Origin of the sequence: Streptomyces deccanensis (assembly GCF_022385335.1) — a bacterium.
GTDB lineage: Bacteria > Actinomycetota > Actinomycetes > Streptomycetales > Streptomycetaceae > Streptomyces > Streptomyces deccanensis.
Window position 1 is genome coordinate 4,542,795 of sequence record NZ_CP092431.1, and the last position, 17,779, is coordinate 4,560,573.

Genomic DNA, 17,779 nt, shown 5'->3' on the forward strand with positions numbered 1-17,779 from the left:
GGGGAGCCCCCGCCCTTCGGGCGCCGGTTCAGGCGCCGGTTCAGCGGTCCCGGCCGCCGTCCTCCGCCCGCTCCACCGGTGCCTCCCCCAGGCCCTCCGCCAGCACCTCCGCCAAGTGCCGTCCCCGCCTTCCCGCGAGCTGCTCCAGCTGGGTCCGGCAGGAGAAGCCGTCCGCCAGGACGAGCGTCTCGTCGGTCGCGTTCCGGACCGCCGGCAGGAGTTGCTCCTCGGCGCAGGCCACGGAGACGTCGTAGTGGCCCTTCTCGAAGCCGAAGTTGCCCGCGAGGCCGCAACAGCCGCCGCTGAGGGCGCCGGTGAGGCCGGCGGCCGCGCGGAGGCGGCGGTCGGGGGCGTCGCCCAGTACCGCGTGCTGGTGGCAGTGGGTCTGGCCGACGACCGGGCGGTCGACGGCGGGTGGGGTCCAGTGCGGGGCATGGCGTTCGAGCGCCTCCGCGAAGGTGATGACCGAGGCGGCGAGCTTGTGGGCCCGGGGGTCGTCGGGGAGGAGTTCGGGCAGGTCGGAGCGGAACGTCGCCGCGCAGCTCGGTTCGAGGACGACGACGGGGAGGGGAGGCGGGGCGAGACCGGGGTCCTCGTCCAGGAAGCGTTGCGGGATCGGGCTCAGGAACACGTCGAGGATGTCGAGCGTGCGGCGCAGCACCGCGCGGGCCCGGTCGAGCTGGCCTGTCGAGATGTACGTCAGCCCGCAGCAGACCCGGCCCGTCCGCATCGCGAACAGGGCCTGGGTGAGGCGCAGTTGGGTGAGGGCGACCTCCTCGCCCGCCTCCGCCCGCCGCGCCCAGGACGGCTTCCGCTTCATCCACAGCGTCGGCGGCACGATCACATGGAGCCCGGCCGCCTCCAGCACCTTCAGCGCCGCCTGCCCGACGGACGGCGAGAGGTACTCCGTGAAGGTGTCCGTCCACAGCAGCACGGTCGTGGGCGACTCGTGGTCCCCGTCCTCGCGGTCCCCGCCCTCGTGGTCGCCACACGCGCGGTCCCCGTCCTCGCGGTCCCCGTCCTCGCCGTCGGCCTCGTCATCCGCCTCGAAGTCCACGTCGGCGCCCATCTCGGCGAGAGCCTCGGCCTCGGCGAGCGCCTCGGCCAGTTCCGCCGGGCCGGGGGGACGGCCCCTGACGCCCCACTTCCGCCGCTGCCGGAAGCCCGAACCGCCGAACGGGCTCTCGACGGCCGCCTCCTCCCCCACCTCCGGGAACCCTGCCTCCGCCGCAGCCGCCTCCTCCCGCCGCGCCTCCTCCTTCAGCATCCGGTGGTACCACCGCGTGAACGGCACCCTCGCCGGCCGCGGCAGCTCCCGCTCCCCCGCGATCCCGCCCAGCCGCTTCGCGAGCGCGGCGAGAGGGCGTACCCCGGCGAGGAAGCCGACGAGTCCGGCCGTGCGCGTACGGGCCACCAGGCGGAGCCATCGCGGCAGCCACCCCATCGCGTAGTGGGCGGCCGGGCGGCGGCGCCCCGCGTAGTGGTGGTGGAGGAACTCCGCCTTGTACGTGGCCATGTCGACGCCGACCGGGCAGTCGGAGCGGCAGCCCTTGCAGGAGAGGCAGAGGTCGAGGGCGTCGCGCACCTCGGTCGAGCGCCAGCCGTCGGTGACCACCTCGCCGGCCAGCATCTCGTGCAGGAGGCGGGCCCGGCCCCGCGTGGAGTGCTCCTCCTCCCCGGTGACACGGAAGGAGGGGCACATGACGGCCCCGGAGGCCGGACTCACCTCGGTCGTACGGCACTTCGCGACGCCCACACAACGTCGTACCGCTGCGGAGAAGTCACCACCGTCGTCCGGGTAGGCGAACTCCACCGGCACCGGTGTGCGCGGGAGGACCGCGAAGCGGAGGTTGGTGTCGAGGGGGGCCGGGCGGACGAGCATGCCGGGGTTCAGGCGGTCGTCGGGGTCCCAGACGCCCTTCACCTGCTCGAACAGCCGGACCATCTCGGCGCCGTACATCTTCGGCAGGAGTTCCGCGCGGGCCTGGCCGTCGCCGTGTTCGCCGGAGAGGGAGCCGCCGTGCGCGGTGACCAGTTCGGCCAGTTCCTCGGAGAAGCGGCGGAAGCGGCCGATGCCCGTCGGGGTCAGCAGGTCGAAGTCGACGCGGACGTGGACGCAGCCGTCGCCGAAGTGGCCGTAGGGCGTGCCGCGCAGGTCGTGGGCGCGCAGCAGGCCCCGGAAGTCCCGTAGGTACGCGCCGAGTCGGGCCGGTGGGACCGCGCAGTCCTCCCAGCCGGGCCAGGCCTCGGTGCCGTCGGGCATCCGCGTGGCCGTACCGCTCGCGTCCTCGCGGACGCGCCAGAGCGCGCGCTGCGCGGCGGGGTCGGTGACCACGAGCGCGTCGGCGGCGTCGGCCGCGCGGACCAGGGCGTCGGCGTGGGCCCGCGCCTCGGCGGGGGTGTCGCCGCCCGCCTCCCCGAACAGCCAGGCCCCGCCCGCCGGGAGGCCGCTCGCGCCCGGCGGGACGAGGTCCGCCGCCATGCCCTCCACCGTCAGCGGGCCGAGCGGCAGCAGACCGGGGGCCGCCTCGGCCGCCGCGCTCTCGTCCCCGTACGCCAGGACGGCGAGGGCACGCGCGCGGGGCGCCTCGACGAGCCGTACGACCGCCTCCGTGAGCACGCCGAGTGTGCCCTCGGAGCCGCAGAAGGAGCGGGCCACGTCCGCGCCGTTCTCCGGGAGGAGGGCGTCGAGGGCGTACCCGGAGATGCGGCGGGGGAGGTCGGGGAAGCCGGTGCGCAGGCGGGCCAACTCCCGCTCCACCAGCGGGCGCAGGCCGTCCGGGGCGCCGGACCAGCCCTGGGCCAGTCGCCGTACGCCGCCGGTGCCCGCGATCACCGACAGCTCGCGCACGCTGTCCGCCGTCGTGCCCCAGGCGACCGAGTGCGAGCCGCAGGAGTTGTTGCCGATCATGCCGCCGAGGGTGCAGCGGCTGTGGGTGGAGGGGTCGGGGCCGAAGCGCAGGCCGTGCGGGGCGGCGGCCTCCTGGAGGCGGTCCAGGACCAGGCCGGGCTGGACGACCGCCGTGCGCGCCTCGGGGTCGAGGGAGACCAGCCGGTTCAGGTGGCGGGTGAAGTCCAGGACGATGCCCGTGCCCGTGGCCTGCCCGGCGATCGAGGTGCCGCCGCCGCGCGCGACGACCGGGACGCCGTGGTCGCGGCAGACGGACAGGACGGCCGCCACGTCGTCCGCGTCCCGGGGCGCGACCACGCCCAGCGGCACCCGGCGGTAGTTGGACGCGTCCATCGTCGTCAGCGCGCGGGCGGTCGCGTCGAACGCGGTCTCGCCGCGCACGCCCGCCGCCCGCAGCGCGGCCGACAGCGCGCCCCGCAGCTCCGCCGCGCGGGCGGCACCCCCTGCCGCGTCCACGCCACCTGCCCGATCCACGCCACCTGCCGCGTCCAGCGCACGCGCGGCACCGCGACCCGTCGCACCACGGCCCGTCGCACCGCGACCCGTCGCACCCCCGAAGTCCGTCATGCGTTCCAGGATGCACCCGACCACTGACAGTGACGACGCACGACCCCGAGGTGATCGTCCGGTCCGTGGACAGGCGGCGCGCCGCTCACCGGGCACGTTGGCCGGATTCCGCGGAGCTAACCCGAAACCGGCCAACCACCGTCACGAACTCCCATATAGTGACGCCCAATTGAGCACCAGACGTCGCTTCTCGTTCAGGGACCGACCGAGTTACCGCCTCCAGGAACCGACTGCGTTACCGAGTTCAGAACCGACCGAGGACACCCGCCGATGACCGCGCCCAGCCCCCCACGCCCCCCGGGCGAACGCCCCGCCCCGCGCTCAGTCCTTCCGTTACCCCTGGTGACCGCCCTGCTCTCCGCGACCGCCGTCGGCGCGGCCGTCGCGTCGGCTCAGCCGGACGTGCGCATTCCCCTCGCGGCCGGCGCGGGCGCGGCCGCGCTGCTGCTGACGGTGGCCGTCGCGGTCGCCGTGCACGCGCGCGTGTCGGTGCGGCTGCTGCGGCAGCGGCTGGACGCGGTCTCCCGGGAGACCGGTCTGCTGCTCCAGGAACGGGCCAGGACGGCCGAGGAGCACACCCAGGAACGCGGGCGGCTGACCGAGGAGTTCGTGCAGGAACGGGCGCGGATCGCGGCCGAGTTCGCACGGGAACGGGTACGGCTGACCACGGAGGCCGAGCGCGAACGCGAACGGCTCACCGGCGAGCGGGACCGTACGGCGGAGGAGACCGCCCAGGAGCGGTCCCTGCTCACCGAACGCGCCGAGCGGGCCGAGAGCGACCGCACCGCCCTGCTCGCCGTGACCGCCAACGTGGCCGGCCGGATGCAGGCGCTCGCGACCGGCACGCTCGCCGATCTGCGGGCCATGGAGGAACGTCACGCCGACGAGGACGTCCTCGCCGACCTCCTCCACCTCGACCACCGCACCGCCCAGGCGGGCCGGCTCGCCGACTCCGTCGCCGTCCTCGCGGGCGCCCGCTCGGGCCGCCGCTGGGCACGGCCGATCCCCATGGAGTCGATCCTGCGGGGCGCGATGGGCCGGATCGGCGCCTACCGCCGGGTGCGGCTGCACTCCTCCAGCGAGGCCGCCGTCGCCGGTCACGCCGCCGAGGGCGTCATGCACGCGCTCGCCGAACTCCTCGACAACGCGGCCAACTTCTCGCCGCCGACCGCCGAGGTCCATGTGTACGTCGAGGAGGTCCCGGCCGGCGCGATCATCTCCGTCGAGGACTCCGGGCTGGTCATGAGCGACATCCAGCTCCGTCGTGCCGAGCGCGCCGTGGCGGGCGAGACGGCCGACCTCGCGAGTCTGTCCGGCACGCGTCTCGGCCTCGCCGTCGTCGGCCGCCTCGCCCGCAAGCACGGGCTGAAGATCTCCTTCCGGCCGTCCGCGCGCGGCGGTACGGGCGTCCTGATGCTCATCCCGCAGGACGTCCTGGCGAGCACGATCCCCACGACCACCTCTCCCGCGTCGACGTCCCCCGGCGCGTCCGCGCCCTTCGCGCCACCGCCGTACGCCGGCGTACGCGCCCCGCACGACCTGGACGCCGAGCCCACGCCCATGCACGCGTTCCCGCCGGAGGCTCCCGCCGCGCCGGTCGCCGACCCCGTGGCCGACGCCCTGATCGACTCGCTGTCCGGCTTCCGGCGCCCGTCGGCGGCTCCGCCGACGGACGCGACGACGGACACGACGACGGGCACGCCGCGCGAATCGCCCTCCGCTTCTCCTGCGTACGGCGCCCCCTACACCTCACCCTTCACCTCGTCGCTCAGCTCTGAGTTCGGCGCAGAATGGGGCTCCGCGTCAGGTTCCGCATTCGACTCCCCGGCCGCCCCCGGCGAGGCCACCGACGACACGACCGCCACCGCCCCGTCCGACGCCCTCCCCCGGCGTCGGCGCGGCCAGTCCCTCGCGGAGGCGGAGGCACGCACCCGGGCGCACGCCCCCGGCGCCGAGGCCCGCCCCGAGCGCGTCTCCCGGCCCGCCGAGGAGGCCAGCACCGGCGCGGTCCGCTTCAGCAGCTTCCGCCGCGCGGTACGCGGCACGGGCGGGTTGGACCAGGCGTTCGTCCAGGGGACGGCCACGGGCGACGACAGCTCCACGGGAGCGCCGGTCGCGCCGACGCCACCGGTCGCGCCGACGCCGCCGAACCCGGCCGCCGCCGTGGACCGGTACGTGGCCCCCGCCGGGCCCGCCGCACCGGAGACCGCACCGGAGGCCGCGCTGGAACCCGTACGGGAGGCCGCACCGCCCGCCGAGACCGTACGGCAGGCCGAGTTGGAGCCCGTACGGGAGCCGCAGTGGGGTGCCGTAGGGGGAGCCGCGTGGGAATCCGGACCGGAACCCGAGCCCGTCGAGGAGACCGCCTGGGCGCCCGGGCCCGTGCCGGAGGCCGGATGGGAGCCCGAGCCCGCGCGGGGGCTCGCATGGCAGCCGGAGGCGGCGAAGCAGGCCGCGTGGGAGGCGGAGGCCGCCGCGGAGCTGCCATGGGCACCCGACCCCGCACAGGAGGCGAAGTGGGAACTGGACCCCGTGAGGGAGACGGCCTGGGAAGCCGTACAGGAGACGCGCTCGGCCCCGCACGAGGACACCGCGCCCACCCCGGACCCGGCCCCGCGCTCCCCCTACGGGGATCCGGCCACGGACCCCGCCCGGGCGACGGGCCTGGACACTGACTCGACCGCGTACCCGAACCCGGACCCGGACCCGAACCGGGACGCGTACGGGAGGCCTGCCCCTCACACGGCCCCGGCCCCCGCCCCGGACCCGTACGCGACGCCTGCCCCCTACGCGGCCCCGGACGCGGCCCCCGACACGACCCCGTACGCAGGCTCCGCCCCCTACCCGGATCCCGACCCGTACGCGGACCCCGCCCCCGGTCCGGCCGGAGAGCCGCCCCGGCCCCCGGACCCCCGCACGCACCCCCACCTGGAAGGCGACGACACCCCATGACCGGCACCGGCTCCACCGCCGACGACAGGCTCACCTGGCTCATGGAGGGATTGCTGGAACGCACTCCGGGCGCCCGGCACGCGCTCGTCCTCTCCCGGGACGGCCTGAAACTGTGCCGTACGCCCGAGCTCTCCGTCGACCAGGCCGACCAGTTGGCCGCGATCGCCGCCGGCATCCAGTCGCTGTCCCACGGGGCGTCCATCCAGTTCGGCGACGGCAGCGGGGGCGTGCGGTCGGCGATGGCGGAGTTCTACGGCGGGGTCCTGTTCATCGTGGAGGCGGGCGAGGGCGCGCATCTGGCCGTGGTCACGGACGAGGAGGCGGACGCCGGGCTCGTCGGGCACAACATGAGCGAGCTCGTCGAACAGCTGGGCGAGCACCTGAGCGCGCGGCCGCGCCACCCGACGCGCACGGCCGCCGGTGGCGCCACGGGTACGACGACGACCGTGGTCGCGGCCACGGCTCTGGCGCCCCGTACGTCATGAGCCGGCCCGGCAGGGACGACCTGCCCGACCGGCTGTACACGCTCACCGGGGGCCGCAGCCGGTCCGCGCCCGGAGCACCGTTGGACCTGGTGACCCTGGTGGTCGCGGAGAGTCAGCCGGTCCCGGGCATGCAGTCGGAACATGTGACGATCCTGCGGCTGACGGAACGGCCGACGGCGGTGGTGGAGATCGCCGCCGAACTGCGGCTTCCGGTGAGCATCACCAAGGTGCTGCTCTCCGACCTCCTCACGGCGGGCCGGGTCAGCGCCCGGCATCCGAACCAGGCCACGCTGGTCGATCTGGACATTCTGGAGCAGGTGTTAGTTGGACTTCGCAACCTCTGAGAACGGCGACGGCCACTCCGTACCCGGGGCCCCGCCCGTTCCGCTCTTCGGCGCGCGTTTCCGGGGCGAACCCGCCGCCCTGTACGGGGAGTTGCGGCGGGAGCACGGGGAGGTCGTGCCCGTGCTGCTGGACGGGGGCGTCCCGGCGTGGCTGGTGCTCGGCTACCGCGAGTTGCACCAGGTGACGAGCGATCCGGAACTGTTCAGCCGGAACTCCGAGCTGTGGAACCAGTGGCCGGCCATCCCGGCCGACTGGCCGCTGCTGCCCGTGATCAGCCCGGATCAGCCGTCGGTCCTCGGCACGGTCGGCGAGCGGCACCGGCAGCGCGCCGCGCTGATCGAGGAGGCGTGGGAGGCGGTCGATCCGCTGGAGCTGCGCGGTCATGTCGAGCGGTTCGCCGACGAGTTGATCGACGTGGTGTGCGGGGTGGGCGCGGCCGACCTGGTGGGGCAGTTCGCGGCGCCGCTGCCCGCGCGGGTGCTGGCGTTCCTGTTCGGTTTCCGGGAGGAGCACGCGCCGGGGCTGGTGGCGGCGCTGAACGACATCCTCGACGGGCAGGGCCGGGCGGTGGCGGCCGAGGGGTATCTGCGGTCGGCGATGGGGCGGCTGGTGGCCGAGCGTCGGCAGCGGCCCGGGGAAGACGTGGTGTCGCGGCTGTTGGCGAACGCGCGTGCGTACGAGGTGACGGTGGAGGAGGTCACGCACGATGTGATGGTGATGCTGGCGGTGGGGCACCAGCCGACGGCGGACTGGATCGGCAACTCGCTGCGGCTGATGCTGACGGACGAGCGGTTCGCGGCGTCGCTGTTCGGGGGGCGCAGCAGTGTGGCCGAGGCCATGAACGAGGTGCTGTGGGAGGACGCGCCGATCCAGAACGCGGCGGGGCGGTGGACGACGCGGGACACGCGGCTCGGTGGGCGGGTCCTCCGTGCGGGGGATCTGGTCCTGCTGGGTCTTCAAGGGGCGAACTCGGACCCGCGGGTCCGCACGCATGGCTCCGCGCTGACCGGGGGCAACAACGCGCACTTCTCCTTCGGGCACGGCGAGCACCGGTGTCCGTTCCCGGCCCAGGAGGCGGCCGAGGTCATCGCGCGGACGGGTATCGAGGTGCTGTTGGACCGGCTGCCGGATCTGGACCTCGCGGTCCCGGTGACGTCCCTGACGCGTCGGCCGTCGCCGTGGCTGCGGGGGTTGGTGGGGTTGCCGGTGCGGTTCTCGCCTGGGCCTGTGCGTGGGGGTTGAGCTCGGTGTTTTTCGCCCCCGCCGCCCCTACCCGTCCCATCCTCAAGGGGCTGCGCCCCTTTGACCCCCACACGTCCGTCCGGTGGGGGCTGGTCGCGCAGTTCCCCGCGCCCCTGGAAAAGCGGGGCTGCGCCCCAGCTTTTCCAGGCCCGCGAGGCCTGGAGCCTTTAGGGGCGCGGGGAACTGCGCGAGAAGCCCCACCGGGCCCGCAGCCGCCGACGCACCCGAACCCCCGAGCTATTAGGCGCCCCGACCCCGTCTCACCCGACGGACGACGTTTCGCCCGGGTTTCCGGGAGCCGATAGGCTCGCGTCGTGGCTGATATCCAGATCCCCGCTGACATCAAGCCCGCCGACGGACGTTTCGGCGCGGGCCCCTCCAAGGTGCGGACGGAGGCGCTGGACGCCCTGGCCGCGACCGGTACCTCCCTGCTCGGCACCTCCCACCGCCAGGCCCCGGTGAAGAACCTGGTCGGCCAGGTGCGCGCGGGCATCAGCGAGCTGTTCTCCCTCCCCGAGGGCTACGAGGTCGTCCTCGGCAACGGCGGCTCCACCGCGTTCTGGGACGTCGCGACCCACGGTCTGATCGAGAACAAGAGCCAGCACCTGACCTTCGGCGAGTTCAGCTCGAAGTTCGCCAAGGCCGCGAAGCTCGCCCCCTGGCTCGCCGAGCCGACGGTCGTCTCCTCCGAGCCCGGCACGCACCCGGAGCCGCAGGCCGAGGCGGGCGTCGACGTCTACGCCTTCACCCACAACGAGACCTCCACCGGTGTCGCCGCCCCGATCAAGCGCGTGTCCGGTGCCGACGAGGGCGCCCTCGTCCTGGTCGACGCGACCTCCGGCGCCGGCGGCCTGCCCGTAGACATCGCCGAGACCGACGTCTACTACTTCGCCCCGCAGAAGTCCTTCGCCTCCGACGGCGGCCTCTGGATCGGCGTCTTCTCCCCGGCCGCCATCGAGCGCGCCGAGCGGATCCACGCCTCCGGCCGCCACGTCCCGGAGTTCTTCAGCCTGCCGACGGCGATCGACAACTCCCGCAAGAACCAGACGTACAACACCCCGGCCCTCGCGACCCTCTTCCTGCTCAACCAGCAGCTGGAGTGGATCAACGGCCAGGGCGGTCTGAGCTGGTCCACGGCCCGGACGAAGGACTCCTCGACACGGCTGTACACCTGGGCGGAGGAGAGCAAGTACGCGAGCCCCTTCGTCGCCGACCCGGCCAAGCGGTCCCAGGTCATCGGCACGATCGACTTCGCGGACGAGATCGACGCCGCCGCCGTCGCCAAGGTCCTGCGCGCCAACGGCGTCGTCGACACCGAGCCGTACCGCAAGCTCGGCCGCAACCAGCTCCGTGTCGCCATGTTCCCGGCGATCGACCCGGCGGACGTCGAGGCCCTCACCCGGTGCGTCGACTACGTGATCGAGAAGCTCTGACCTCGATCGCTCTTCGTACGACATCGAAGGGCGCCCGGCAGCACGTGCTGCCGGGCGCCCTTCGCGTTCTTCACCGTGACGGTGATGCTCAGCCGCGGAAGCCGAGGATGCCGTGCAGGGTCTCACCGCCGGTCGCGGCCGGCCCCTGCGTGCTCAGCGTCGACTGGGCGGAAGCCTCCTGCGGGGCCGCCGGCTTCGGGTCGGGCAGCTTCTTGCAGGTGGCGTCGACCTTGCCCTTGCCGTGCGGCACCTTGCCGTTGGTGAGGTAGGTGGCCAGGTACTTGTCGAGGCAGCTGTTGCCGCTCAGCGTGATGCCGTGGTTGCCGCCGCCCTGCTCGACGACCAGGCTGGAGTTCTTGAGCAGCTTGTGGACGGTGAGACCGCCCTGGTACGGGGTGGCCGCGTCGTCCGTGGCCTGGAACAGCAGCGTCGGAGGCAGCTTGGAGTTGGCGACGTTCACCGGCTTCAGCGACTTGGTCGGCCAGAACGCGCACGGCGCGTTGTACCAGGCGTTGTTCCAGGTCATGAAGGGCGCCTTCTTGTAGACCGCCCAGTTGTCCTTCTGCCACTTCTTCCAGTCGCGCGGCCAGGACGCGTCACGGCACTGCACCGAGGTGTAGACGCTGTAGCCGTTGTCACCGGAGGAGTCGACGGCGGCGAAGTTCTGGTACGCCTCGACCAGTGGGTCGGAGTTCTTGTCGCCCACGTAGGCGGCGAACGCCTCGGCGAGGAAGGGCCAGTAGCCGTTGTAGTAGCCGCCGGGGAGGAAGGTGTCCTCCAGTTCGGAGGCGCCCACCTTCACCGAGCCGCCGACCGGCTTCTTGGCGAGGGCGGCACGCATGGCGTACCACTTCGCCTCGATCTTCTTCGGGTCGGTGCCCAGCTTGTACGTGGCGTTGTGCTTGGCGACCCACGCCATGAACGCCTTGTGGCGCTTGTCGAAGGCGTAGTCCTGGTCGAGGTTGTCCTCGTACCAGACGCCGGTCGGGTCGACGATCGAGTCCAGCACCAGACGCCGTACGCGCTCGGGGTAGAGCTTGGCGTAGACCGCGCCGAGGTAGGTGCCGTACGAGTAACCGAAGTAGTTGATCTTCTTGGCGCCGAGGGCCTTGCGGATGGAGTCCAGGTCCTTCACGGCGCTGATCGTGTTGATGTAGGGCAGGACATCCTTGTGCTTCGTGCCGCAGGCCTTGGCGAAGTCCTGGGCCCGCTTGAGGTTCGCCTTCTCTATCGCGGCCGTGCTGGGCACGGAGTCCGGGCGCACCGGATCGAAGTACCCCGGCTTGCAGTTGAGGGCGGGCTTGCTGGCGCCCACGCCGCGCGGGTCGAAGCCGATGACGTCGTACTGGGCCGCGACCTTCTTCGGCAGCGAGGAGGCGACGAATCCGGCCAGCGTCAGACCGCTGCCGCCGGGGCCGCCGGGGTTGACCAGCAGCGGGCCCTGGTACGTCTTCGAGGTGTGCGGCACGCGGGACAGGGCCAGCGTGATCTTCTTGCCGCTCGGCTTCGCGTAGTCCAGCGGCACCTTCACCGACGCGCACTGCAGCGTCGGGTAGTCGTCAGTGGCGCACTTCTTCCAGGCGACCTTCGCGGCGGCGGCCTGGACGGTGTTCGCGGCGGACGACCCGCTCGCGTTGGCGGGAACGGCGCTGAGCGTCCCGGCCAGGACGACACCGGCGCCGCACAGCACGGCTGCGCTTCTTCTCATGGAGTTCTCTCGCAACGGTGAGGGGGGTTCACGGACCGCGGGTACGCGGCCCGTGCCGCATGGTTCCGGAAGAGGGCACCCCTCACTCAGTCATTCGACCAAGACTTGACCGAATTGAGTCATTGCTTACTCACAGACGAAGCACAGAAGGGGGCAGTTGCACAGATCCGGGACACTGCCTCAGGTCGCCGCACAGCTCACGCTCGGCACACCGCCACCTCCCGGCGCGCCCCCGAACCCGAAGCTCGCCGAACCGCCCGCCGGGACCGTCCCGTTGTGGGCCGCGTTGGCCGCGGTGACCGTCGCCCCGCTCTGGGTGTACGAGGCGTTCCACATGGTCGTCACCCGCTGGGAGCCGGGCCAGGTCCAGGTCACCTTCCAGGAACTGAGCGCTTTCGTACCGGTGTTGGTGACCTTCACCTCGGCGTTGAAGCCGCTGCCCCAGTCGCTGCTGACGGTGTACGCGGCGGTGCAGGCCGGTGTCCCGCCGCCCGGGTCGCCCGGGTCACCGGGGTCCTCCGGATCGCCGGGGCCGGTGCCCCCGCCCGGCGGGAAGCCCGGCGCCTTGATGCTCGTCAGATAGCCGTCCTTGACCGTGTCCACGGTCTGCCAGTCGTCCTTCAGGATGCCGCCGGTGTCACCGGAGTTGGGGTTCCAGGACCAGAAGGTCCAGTGGAAGGAGTCGTTGCCGTGGGCGGAGGTCGAGCGCAGATACGTCACCAGGGCCGACAGCCAGCGCTGGTCGACCGTCGACTGGAGGGTCGTACCGAACTCGCCGAGCCACACCGGCGCGATGTTCTGCTTGAAGATGTAGCCCCAGTACCTGTCCCAGACGCCCGGCATGTTGGCCGGGAAGGACGGGTCGTCGAACCAGCTCTGCTGGGCGACGCTCGTGGCGTAGTCGTGGGCCGAGTACACGACCCGGTTCGGCACGTCGAGTTGTACGGGGTACTGGGCCACGCCCATCAGATTGCCGCCCCACCAGCCCGAGACACCGTTGAACGTCTGGACGCCCTCGACGAGGATCAGCAGGTCCGGGTTGACGGAGAGGACCGCGTTGCCCGCGCGCTGGGCGGCCAGCCGCCAGTCCCTCGCCGTGTCGCCGCAGCCCCAACAGGCGGGATCGTGGGGCTCGTTGTGCAGGTCGATGCCGACGACGGTCGAATTCCCCTTGTAGCGGGTGGCCAGCGCCTTGAGGTTGGTGATCCAGGTCGTCTCGGGGACGGCCGAGGTGTACCAGAGGGCCGACTGGCCCGCCGCGTCCGGGCGGTGCCGGTCGAGGATGATCTTCAGACCGCTCTGACCGGCGTACGCGACGATCTTGTCCAGCACCTGGAGGGACGTCAGACCCTGGAGGTCGGCGTTCTTGCCGTCGGAGTGGTTGAGGCTGTCGGGCATGGTGCCGGGTTTGAGGATGTCGTCGCTGTAGGGCATGCGGATGGTGTTGTAGCCCAGCGACTTCATCTGGTCGATCATGCTCTTGTAGTCGCGGGACCAGAGGCCGTGGGTGACGTGGTTGGCGGTCTCGAAGCCGAACCAGTTGATGCCGGCGATCCGGACGGACTGACCGTTCGCGTCCAGGATCTGCCGTCCGCTGGTACGCCAGTAACCGGCTCCGGCCTCGGCCGCACCGACCGCCTCGGCCCCCTCGGCCGCACCGGTCGCACCGACCGCCGCCTGCGCGCCGCCGGTCAGGGGCAGCGCGAGCACGGCGGCGGCCGCGCACAGGGTGCCCAGAGTTCTCCGTAAGCTGCGGAACATAGCGCTGCTTCCTCCTCGGGAGGCGCGGGGCCGGAACAGGGTGGGAGCGCTCCCACCCCCCGCACCTCCCATGGAAGACAGATCGCATGAACACGTCAAGGCGTCCGGCGCCACCTGGTACACCGGACGCCCTTGGCCGTGCTCACCGGCTCAGCTTCTGGAACCTCCGTACCGCCAGCGGGAGGAAGATCAGCGTGAGCACCACCGGCCACACCCCGGCCATCAGCAGCGCGTTCTCCTCGATCCAGGAGTCGCCGCCGCCGACCGGCGTGCCGAACAGGTCGCGGGTCGCGGCGGCCGTGGAGGAGATCGGGTTCCAGGCGGCGATCCAGCCCAGCCAGTCGGGCATGAGCTGCGGGGCGACGAAGATGCTGGAGATCATGGTCAGCGGGAAGGCGACCGCGAAGAGACCGCCCGCCGCCTCCGGGTTGGGCACCAGCAGGCCCAGCCAGACGCCGATCCAGATCAGCGCGAAGCGCAGCCAGAGCAGCAGCCCGAACGCGGCCAGGAAGCCGAGGCCGGCGTCGGGGCGCCAGCCCATCGCGAGGGCCGTCAGCATCATGATGGCCAACTCGGCGCAGGCGACGAGGAGATCGGTGACTCCCCGCCCCGCGACCACCGCCGACGGCGCCATCGGCATGGAGCGGAACCGGTCGATGACACCCTTGGTGGAGTCGTAGACCACGAGGGTCGCCGTGTTGATGAACCCGAAGGCCATCGTCATCACGAACATCCCCGGCATCAGGAAGTCCCGGTAGTCCCCGCCGCCGGGCACCTGCATGGCGCTGCCGAAGACATAGCCGTAGAGGAGGACGGAGAGGATCGGGAAGCCCAACTGCCAGGCAATGTTGACCGGTTGGCGCCGGTAGTGGGTGAGGCCGCGGCGGACGATGTTCCAGACGTCGGCCAGCACCCAGTACGTACGGCCGTGCGCGCTCGACACGTTCAGGTCGACGGCGCTCGTGGCGACGGTCCTCGTGCCGGCGGCTCCGGCGGCGACGGCGTTCGGATCGACGGCGGTCATGCGGCGGCCCCCTTGTCGTTCTCGTCGGTCTTCTCCGTGCGGTGGCCCGTCAGGCGCAGGAACACGTCGTCCAGGCTGGGCCTGCGCAGGCCGATGTCCTCGACCCGTACACCCTCGTCCTGGAGGGTGCGGGCCACCTCGGTGAGGGCCGAGACGCGGTCGGTCACGGGCGCGTGGACCCGCAACTCCGTCTCGTCCGACTCCGGTTCGCCGTCCGAGACGCGGGCGACGACCTTCACCGCGCGCGGGATGTCGGCGCGCTCGGCGACGACGACCTCGATCCGGTCACCGCCGACCGTGCTCTTCAGCCCGTCCGGGGTGTCGTCCGCGATGGCCCGTCCCTGGTCGATGACGGTGATGCGCGAGGCGAGCCGGTCGGCCTCCTCCAGATACTGCGTGGTGAGCAGCACGGTCGTCCCGCTCGCCACCAACGCCCGTACGGAGTCCCAGACTTCGCCCCGGCTGCGCGGGTCGAGGCCGGTCGTCGGCTCGTCGAGGAAGAGGACGGCCGGGGCGAGGATCATCGACGCGGCGAGGTCGAGCCGACGCCGCATACCGCCGCTGTACTTGCCGACGCCCTTGTCGGCGGCGTCGGTGAGGTCGAACCGGTCGAGCAGCTCGACCGCGCGCAGCTTCGCCCGCTGCCCGCCGAGATGGAACAGCCGGCCGAACATCTCCAGGTTCTGACGACCGGTCAGCACCTCGTCCACGGCGGCGTACTGCCCCGTGAGGCCGATGCGGGCCCGCACCTCGCGCGGGTGCCGCGCCACATCGAGGCCGGCCACCGTCGCCCGGCCGCCGTCCAGGCGCAGCAGCGTGGAGAGGATGCGCACGGCGGTGGTCTTGCCCGCGCCGTTCGGACCGAGGAGGCCGTGCACCGTGCCCTCGCGGACGGTGAGGTCGAAGCCGTCCAGCGCGCGTTTCTCCCCGTACCGCTTCTCCAGACCCTCGGCCCGGACCGCGTATCCGTCACTCATCGAGTCCCCCTCACCAGACGTCCGTCAAGAACTGAGTACACCGTACCCGATTTCGCGTACGACGTACCCAGTTTTTTCGCGAGCACCTAAACTCGGGCTCATGACAAGGGGCAAGAGCGCTACGGCGGGCGGTGCGGCAGGCGCGGCGGGCAGCACCGCCGGCGGCACGGAGACCAGCGGCAGCGGCGACATCGTCCGCACACAGCAACTGCTCTGGGACACCGGCCCACGCCCCAGTCGCGGCCCGAAGCCGGGGCTCACCCTGGACCGGATCGTGGAGGCGGCGGTCCGGGTCGCCGACACGGAGGGGCTGCACGCCCTCTCCATGCGCCGGGTCGCCACCGAACTCGGCACCGGGACCATGTCCCTGTACCGCTACCTCCCCGGCAAGGGCGAACTGCTGGACCTGATGCTCGACCGCGTCCAGCGGCCCTCCGAGAACCCGGCCGACCTCGGCGACGGCGGCTGGCGCTCGGCCCTGGAGGCGATGGGCCGCGCCACCCTGGCCCTCTACCGCCGCCACCCCTGGCTGCTCCAGGTCAACCAGTCCCGCCCGGTCCTCGGGCCGAGCGCGCTCGACGGCATGGAGAAGGTGCTCTCCCGCATCAAGTCCATGGGGCTGACCGACCCCGAACTGATCTCAGCGGTCGTCGCGGTGGACGGCTACGTGGTCGGCGCGGCCCGCACCCAGCTCTACGCGCAGGAGGCGGAACACCGCACCGGCCTCACCGACGCGGAGTTCTGGCAGGCCCAGGCGCCCATCCTGGAGGAACTGATGCTCTCCGGCCGCTACCCCCTCCTCGCCGGCCTCTCCGAGGACGCGTTCGGTACGGACTTCGACCACTTCGAGTTCGGGTTGCAGCGCCTTCTGGACGGCCTGGAGGTGTACGTGAACCGGCGGCGCGAGGGCGGGGAGGCCGGGGGTGGGTAGTGGGGGCTGCGGGCAGGCTGGGGCTGCGGGGAGCCGGGGCTCTGGGCAGCCGGGCGTTGCGCGGAGCCGGAGGGCTCAAGACGACGGGCGGTTGCGGGGGTGGCCAGGCGGTTGCGGGTGACCTGGGGCTGTGAAGAGCCGGGGCTGTAGGGAGCCGGGGGCTCAGGACGACGGGCGGTTGCGGGTAGCCGGGGGCTCAGGACGACGGGCGACGTAGTAGGCGCCTGAAGCCCCATACGACGACGACCGCGCCGGCCACGGCGAGCGCGCCGACCTTGACGGTCGAGCTGGTGCCCTCGCCGTCGGCCTGGGCCGTACCCGAAGCGTCCCCGTCGGACCCGGAGGAGGACGAGCCGGAGCCGCCGCTCCCGGAGCCGCCGCCGGGCACGTCCCGCGCGACGACCGAGCTGCCGGACCCCTCACTGCCGTACATGATCTTCGAGCCGTCGGTGCGGAAGGTCACCGACTCCCCCTGCCGCTGCAGGGGCACGCTCAGCCGCTCGACCTTCTTGATCTTGCCGCCGTTCCAGTCGTAAAGGATGCCGCCGAAGTACGCGCGCAGGGCGAGCTGCTTGCCGTCCGGCGAGAACGCGCCGTCCGTGACCTCCAGATCGGGCACGGCGGCGACCTTCCTGAACACGTTGGTGCCGGAGGCAGACAGCTCGGCCGGTCCTTCGTACAGGGACCCGCCCGCCTCGTTCTTGTCGGCGATGTAGACCCGCCCGGTCTTCGGGTGCACCATCAGCGCCTCCGCGTCCCGCGCCCCGTCCTCGTACTTCACGACGTACTGCGTGGCCTTGAGCGTCTGGTCCTTCAGCTCCTTCGGCTCCGGCAGCTCGTAGATCCACACGTACGCCCAGGTGCCGCCGAGGTTGTCGCCGATGTCGCCGACGTAGAGCTTGTTGTCCGGGCCCATGGAGATCGCCTCGACGTCACGCGGGGTGCCGACGCCCGTCATGGTGACCGTGGCGACCGTCTCGCCCGTCTCGCTGTCGACGGCGTAGAGGTACGCCCCGTCGTCGCTGTCGTTGTGGGTCCAGTAGACCCCCGGGTGCTGGCGCGACGCGGCGAGACCGCTCGACTCGGTGATCCGCGAGTCCTTCATCGTGAACCCGTCGTCGTCGGCGACCGCGGGCGCGGCCGGGAGGGCGGCGAACAGGAGCGCGGCGAGACCGGCGAGACCGGCGAAGCCGGGGCGGGCCGCGCGGAACCGGCGGAGGGGGTGAGGGCGGTTGAGGGGGCGACGGCGCATGGGCCCAAGCCTGCCATCTCGCTCCGCTGGGTGGGGTGGGGGAGCGCCGTGGGGGTCCGGGGTGCGTCGTCGGGCGCGGCCCGGTGGGGCTTCTCGCGCAGTTCCCCGCGCCCCTGAAAAGCAGGGGCGCGGGGAACTGCGCGACCAGCCCCGACGCACCCGCACCCGGCAACGTGGCCAGACTCACAGCT

Annotated in this window: 12 protein-coding genes; 6 read left to right on the forward strand and 6 right to left on the reverse strand. The window is 72.5% G+C overall.

Annotated elements, in window-relative coordinates; translation table 11 throughout:
• Positions 1-40: 40 nt before the first annotated feature.
• Positions 41-3,478, reverse strand: a complete 3,438-nt coding sequence (locus tag L3078_RS20180) for an FAD-binding and (Fe-S)-binding domain-containing protein (RefSeq protein ID WP_239755307.1) — start codon at positions 3,476-3,478, stop codon at positions 41-43.
• A gap of 270 nt (positions 3,479-3,748) precedes the next feature.
• Between L3078_RS20180 and L3078_RS20185 the strand changes: the two genes are divergently transcribed.
• The 5 genes from L3078_RS20185 to serC all read left to right on the forward strand — a co-directional run bounded on the left by L3078_RS20185 (position 3,749) and on the right by serC (position 9,935).
• On the forward strand, positions 3,749-6,430 hold the full coding sequence (locus tag L3078_RS20185; protein ID WP_239755308.1) for a sensor histidine kinase: 2,682 nt from the start codon (positions 3,749-3,751) through the stop codon (positions 6,428-6,430).
• Positions 6,427-6,915 carry a roadblock/LC7 domain-containing protein gene (locus L3078_RS20190; protein WP_239755310.1) on the forward strand — a complete coding sequence of 163 codons (489 nt, stop codon included), beginning with the start codon at positions 6,427-6,429 and terminating at the stop codon, positions 6,913-6,915. Before L3078_RS20185 ends, L3078_RS20190 begins: the two co-directional genes overlap by 4 nt.
• Positions 6,912-7,259, forward strand: a complete 348-nt coding sequence (locus L3078_RS20195) for a DUF742 domain-containing protein (protein ID WP_239755313.1) — start codon at positions 6,912-6,914, stop codon at positions 7,257-7,259. The genes L3078_RS20190 and L3078_RS20195 overlap by 4 nt, the downstream gene beginning before the upstream one ends.
• On the forward strand, positions 7,240-8,502 hold the full coding sequence (locus L3078_RS20200) for a cytochrome P450 (protein WP_239755314.1): 1,263 nt from the start codon (positions 7,240-7,242) through the stop codon (positions 8,500-8,502). Before L3078_RS20195 ends, L3078_RS20200 begins: the two co-directional genes overlap by 20 nt.
• Before the next feature lie 314 nt (positions 8,503-8,816).
• Positions 8,817-9,935, forward strand: coding sequence for a phosphoserine transaminase (gene serC, locus L3078_RS20205; protein ID WP_239755315.1), 1,119 nt, complete (start codon positions 8,817-8,819; stop codon positions 9,933-9,935).
• A gap of 88 nt (positions 9,936-10,023) precedes the next feature.
• Here serC and L3078_RS20210 read toward each other — a convergent pair whose 3' ends face one another.
• The 4 genes from L3078_RS20210 to L3078_RS20225 all read right to left on the reverse strand — a co-directional run bounded on the left by L3078_RS20210 (position 10,024) and on the right by L3078_RS20225 (position 15,405).
• A complete protein-coding gene (locus tag L3078_RS20210; protein ID WP_239755316.1) occupies positions 10,024-11,643 on the reverse strand; it encodes an alpha/beta hydrolase in 1,620 nt (539 codons plus the stop codon).
• 180 nt (positions 11,644-11,823) lie between these two features.
• Complete coding sequence (locus L3078_RS20215) at positions 11,824-13,404, reverse strand: cellulase family glycosylhydrolase (RefSeq protein WP_239755317.1); 1,581 nt, start codon at positions 13,402-13,404, stop codon at positions 11,824-11,826.
• Positions 13,405-13,546: 142 nt separating this feature from the next.
• Entirely contained in the window at positions 13,547-14,428 is an 882-nt protein-coding gene (locus L3078_RS20220; RefSeq protein ID WP_239755318.1) for an ABC transporter permease, read from the reverse strand.
• Entirely contained in the window at positions 14,425-15,405 is a 981-nt protein-coding gene (locus L3078_RS20225) for an ATP-binding cassette domain-containing protein (RefSeq protein WP_239755319.1), read from the reverse strand. The genes L3078_RS20220 and L3078_RS20225 overlap by 4 nt, the downstream gene beginning before the upstream one ends.
• A gap of 100 nt (positions 15,406-15,505) precedes the next feature.
• Here L3078_RS20225 and L3078_RS20230 point away from each other — a divergent pair, with 100 nt between their 5' ends.
• Positions 15,506-16,336 carry a TetR/AcrR family transcriptional regulator gene (locus L3078_RS20230; protein WP_239755320.1) on the forward strand — a complete coding sequence of 277 codons (831 nt, stop codon included), beginning with the start codon at positions 15,506-15,508 and terminating at the stop codon, positions 16,334-16,336.
• Positions 16,337-16,532: 196 nt separating this feature from the next.
• On the opposite strand, the gene L3078_RS20235 is transcribed toward L3078_RS20230, so the two are convergent.
• Positions 16,533-17,588, reverse strand: coding sequence for a WD40 repeat domain-containing protein (locus L3078_RS20235; RefSeq protein WP_239755321.1), 1,056 nt, complete (start codon positions 17,586-17,588; stop codon positions 16,533-16,535).
• Between the last annotated feature and the right edge of the window lie 191 nt (positions 17,589-17,779).

Bases quoted from the DNA above. Each gene is read 5' to 3' on its own strand.
- L3078_RS20180 (WP_239755307.1), bottom strand. From the start codon at position 3,478: ATGACGGACTTCGGGGGTGCGACGGGTCGCGGTGCGACGGGCCGTGGT.
- L3078_RS20185 (WP_239755308.1), top strand. From the start codon at position 3,749: ATGACCGCGCCCAGCCCCCCACGCCCCCCGGGCGAACGCCCCGCCCCG.
- L3078_RS20190 (WP_239755310.1), top strand. From the start codon at position 6,427: ATGACCGGCACCGGCTCCACCGCCGACGACAGGCTCACCTGGCTCATG.
- L3078_RS20195 (WP_239755313.1), top strand. From the start codon at position 6,912: ATGAGCCGGCCCGGCAGGGACGACCTGCCCGACCGGCTGTACACGCTC.
- L3078_RS20210 (WP_239755316.1), bottom strand. From the start codon at position 11,643: ATGAGAAGAAGCGCAGCCGTGCTGTGCGGCGCCGGTGTCGTCCTGGCC.
- L3078_RS20215 (WP_239755317.1), bottom strand. From the start codon at position 13,404: ATGTTCCGCAGCTTACGGAGAACTCTGGGCACCCTGTGCGCGGCCGCC.
- L3078_RS20220 (WP_239755318.1), bottom strand. From the start codon at position 14,428: ATGACCGCCGTCGATCCGAACGCCGTCGCCGCCGGAGCCGCCGGCACG.
- L3078_RS20225 (WP_239755319.1), bottom strand. From the start codon at position 15,405: ATGAGTGACGGATACGCGGTCCGGGCCGAGGGTCTGGAGAAGCGGTAC.
- L3078_RS20230 (WP_239755320.1), top strand. From the start codon at position 15,506: ATGACAAGGGGCAAGAGCGCTACGGCGGGCGGTGCGGCAGGCGCGGCG.
- L3078_RS20235 (WP_239755321.1), bottom strand. From the start codon at position 17,588: ATGCGCCGTCGCCCCCTCAACCGCCCTCACCCCCTCCGCCGGTTCCGC.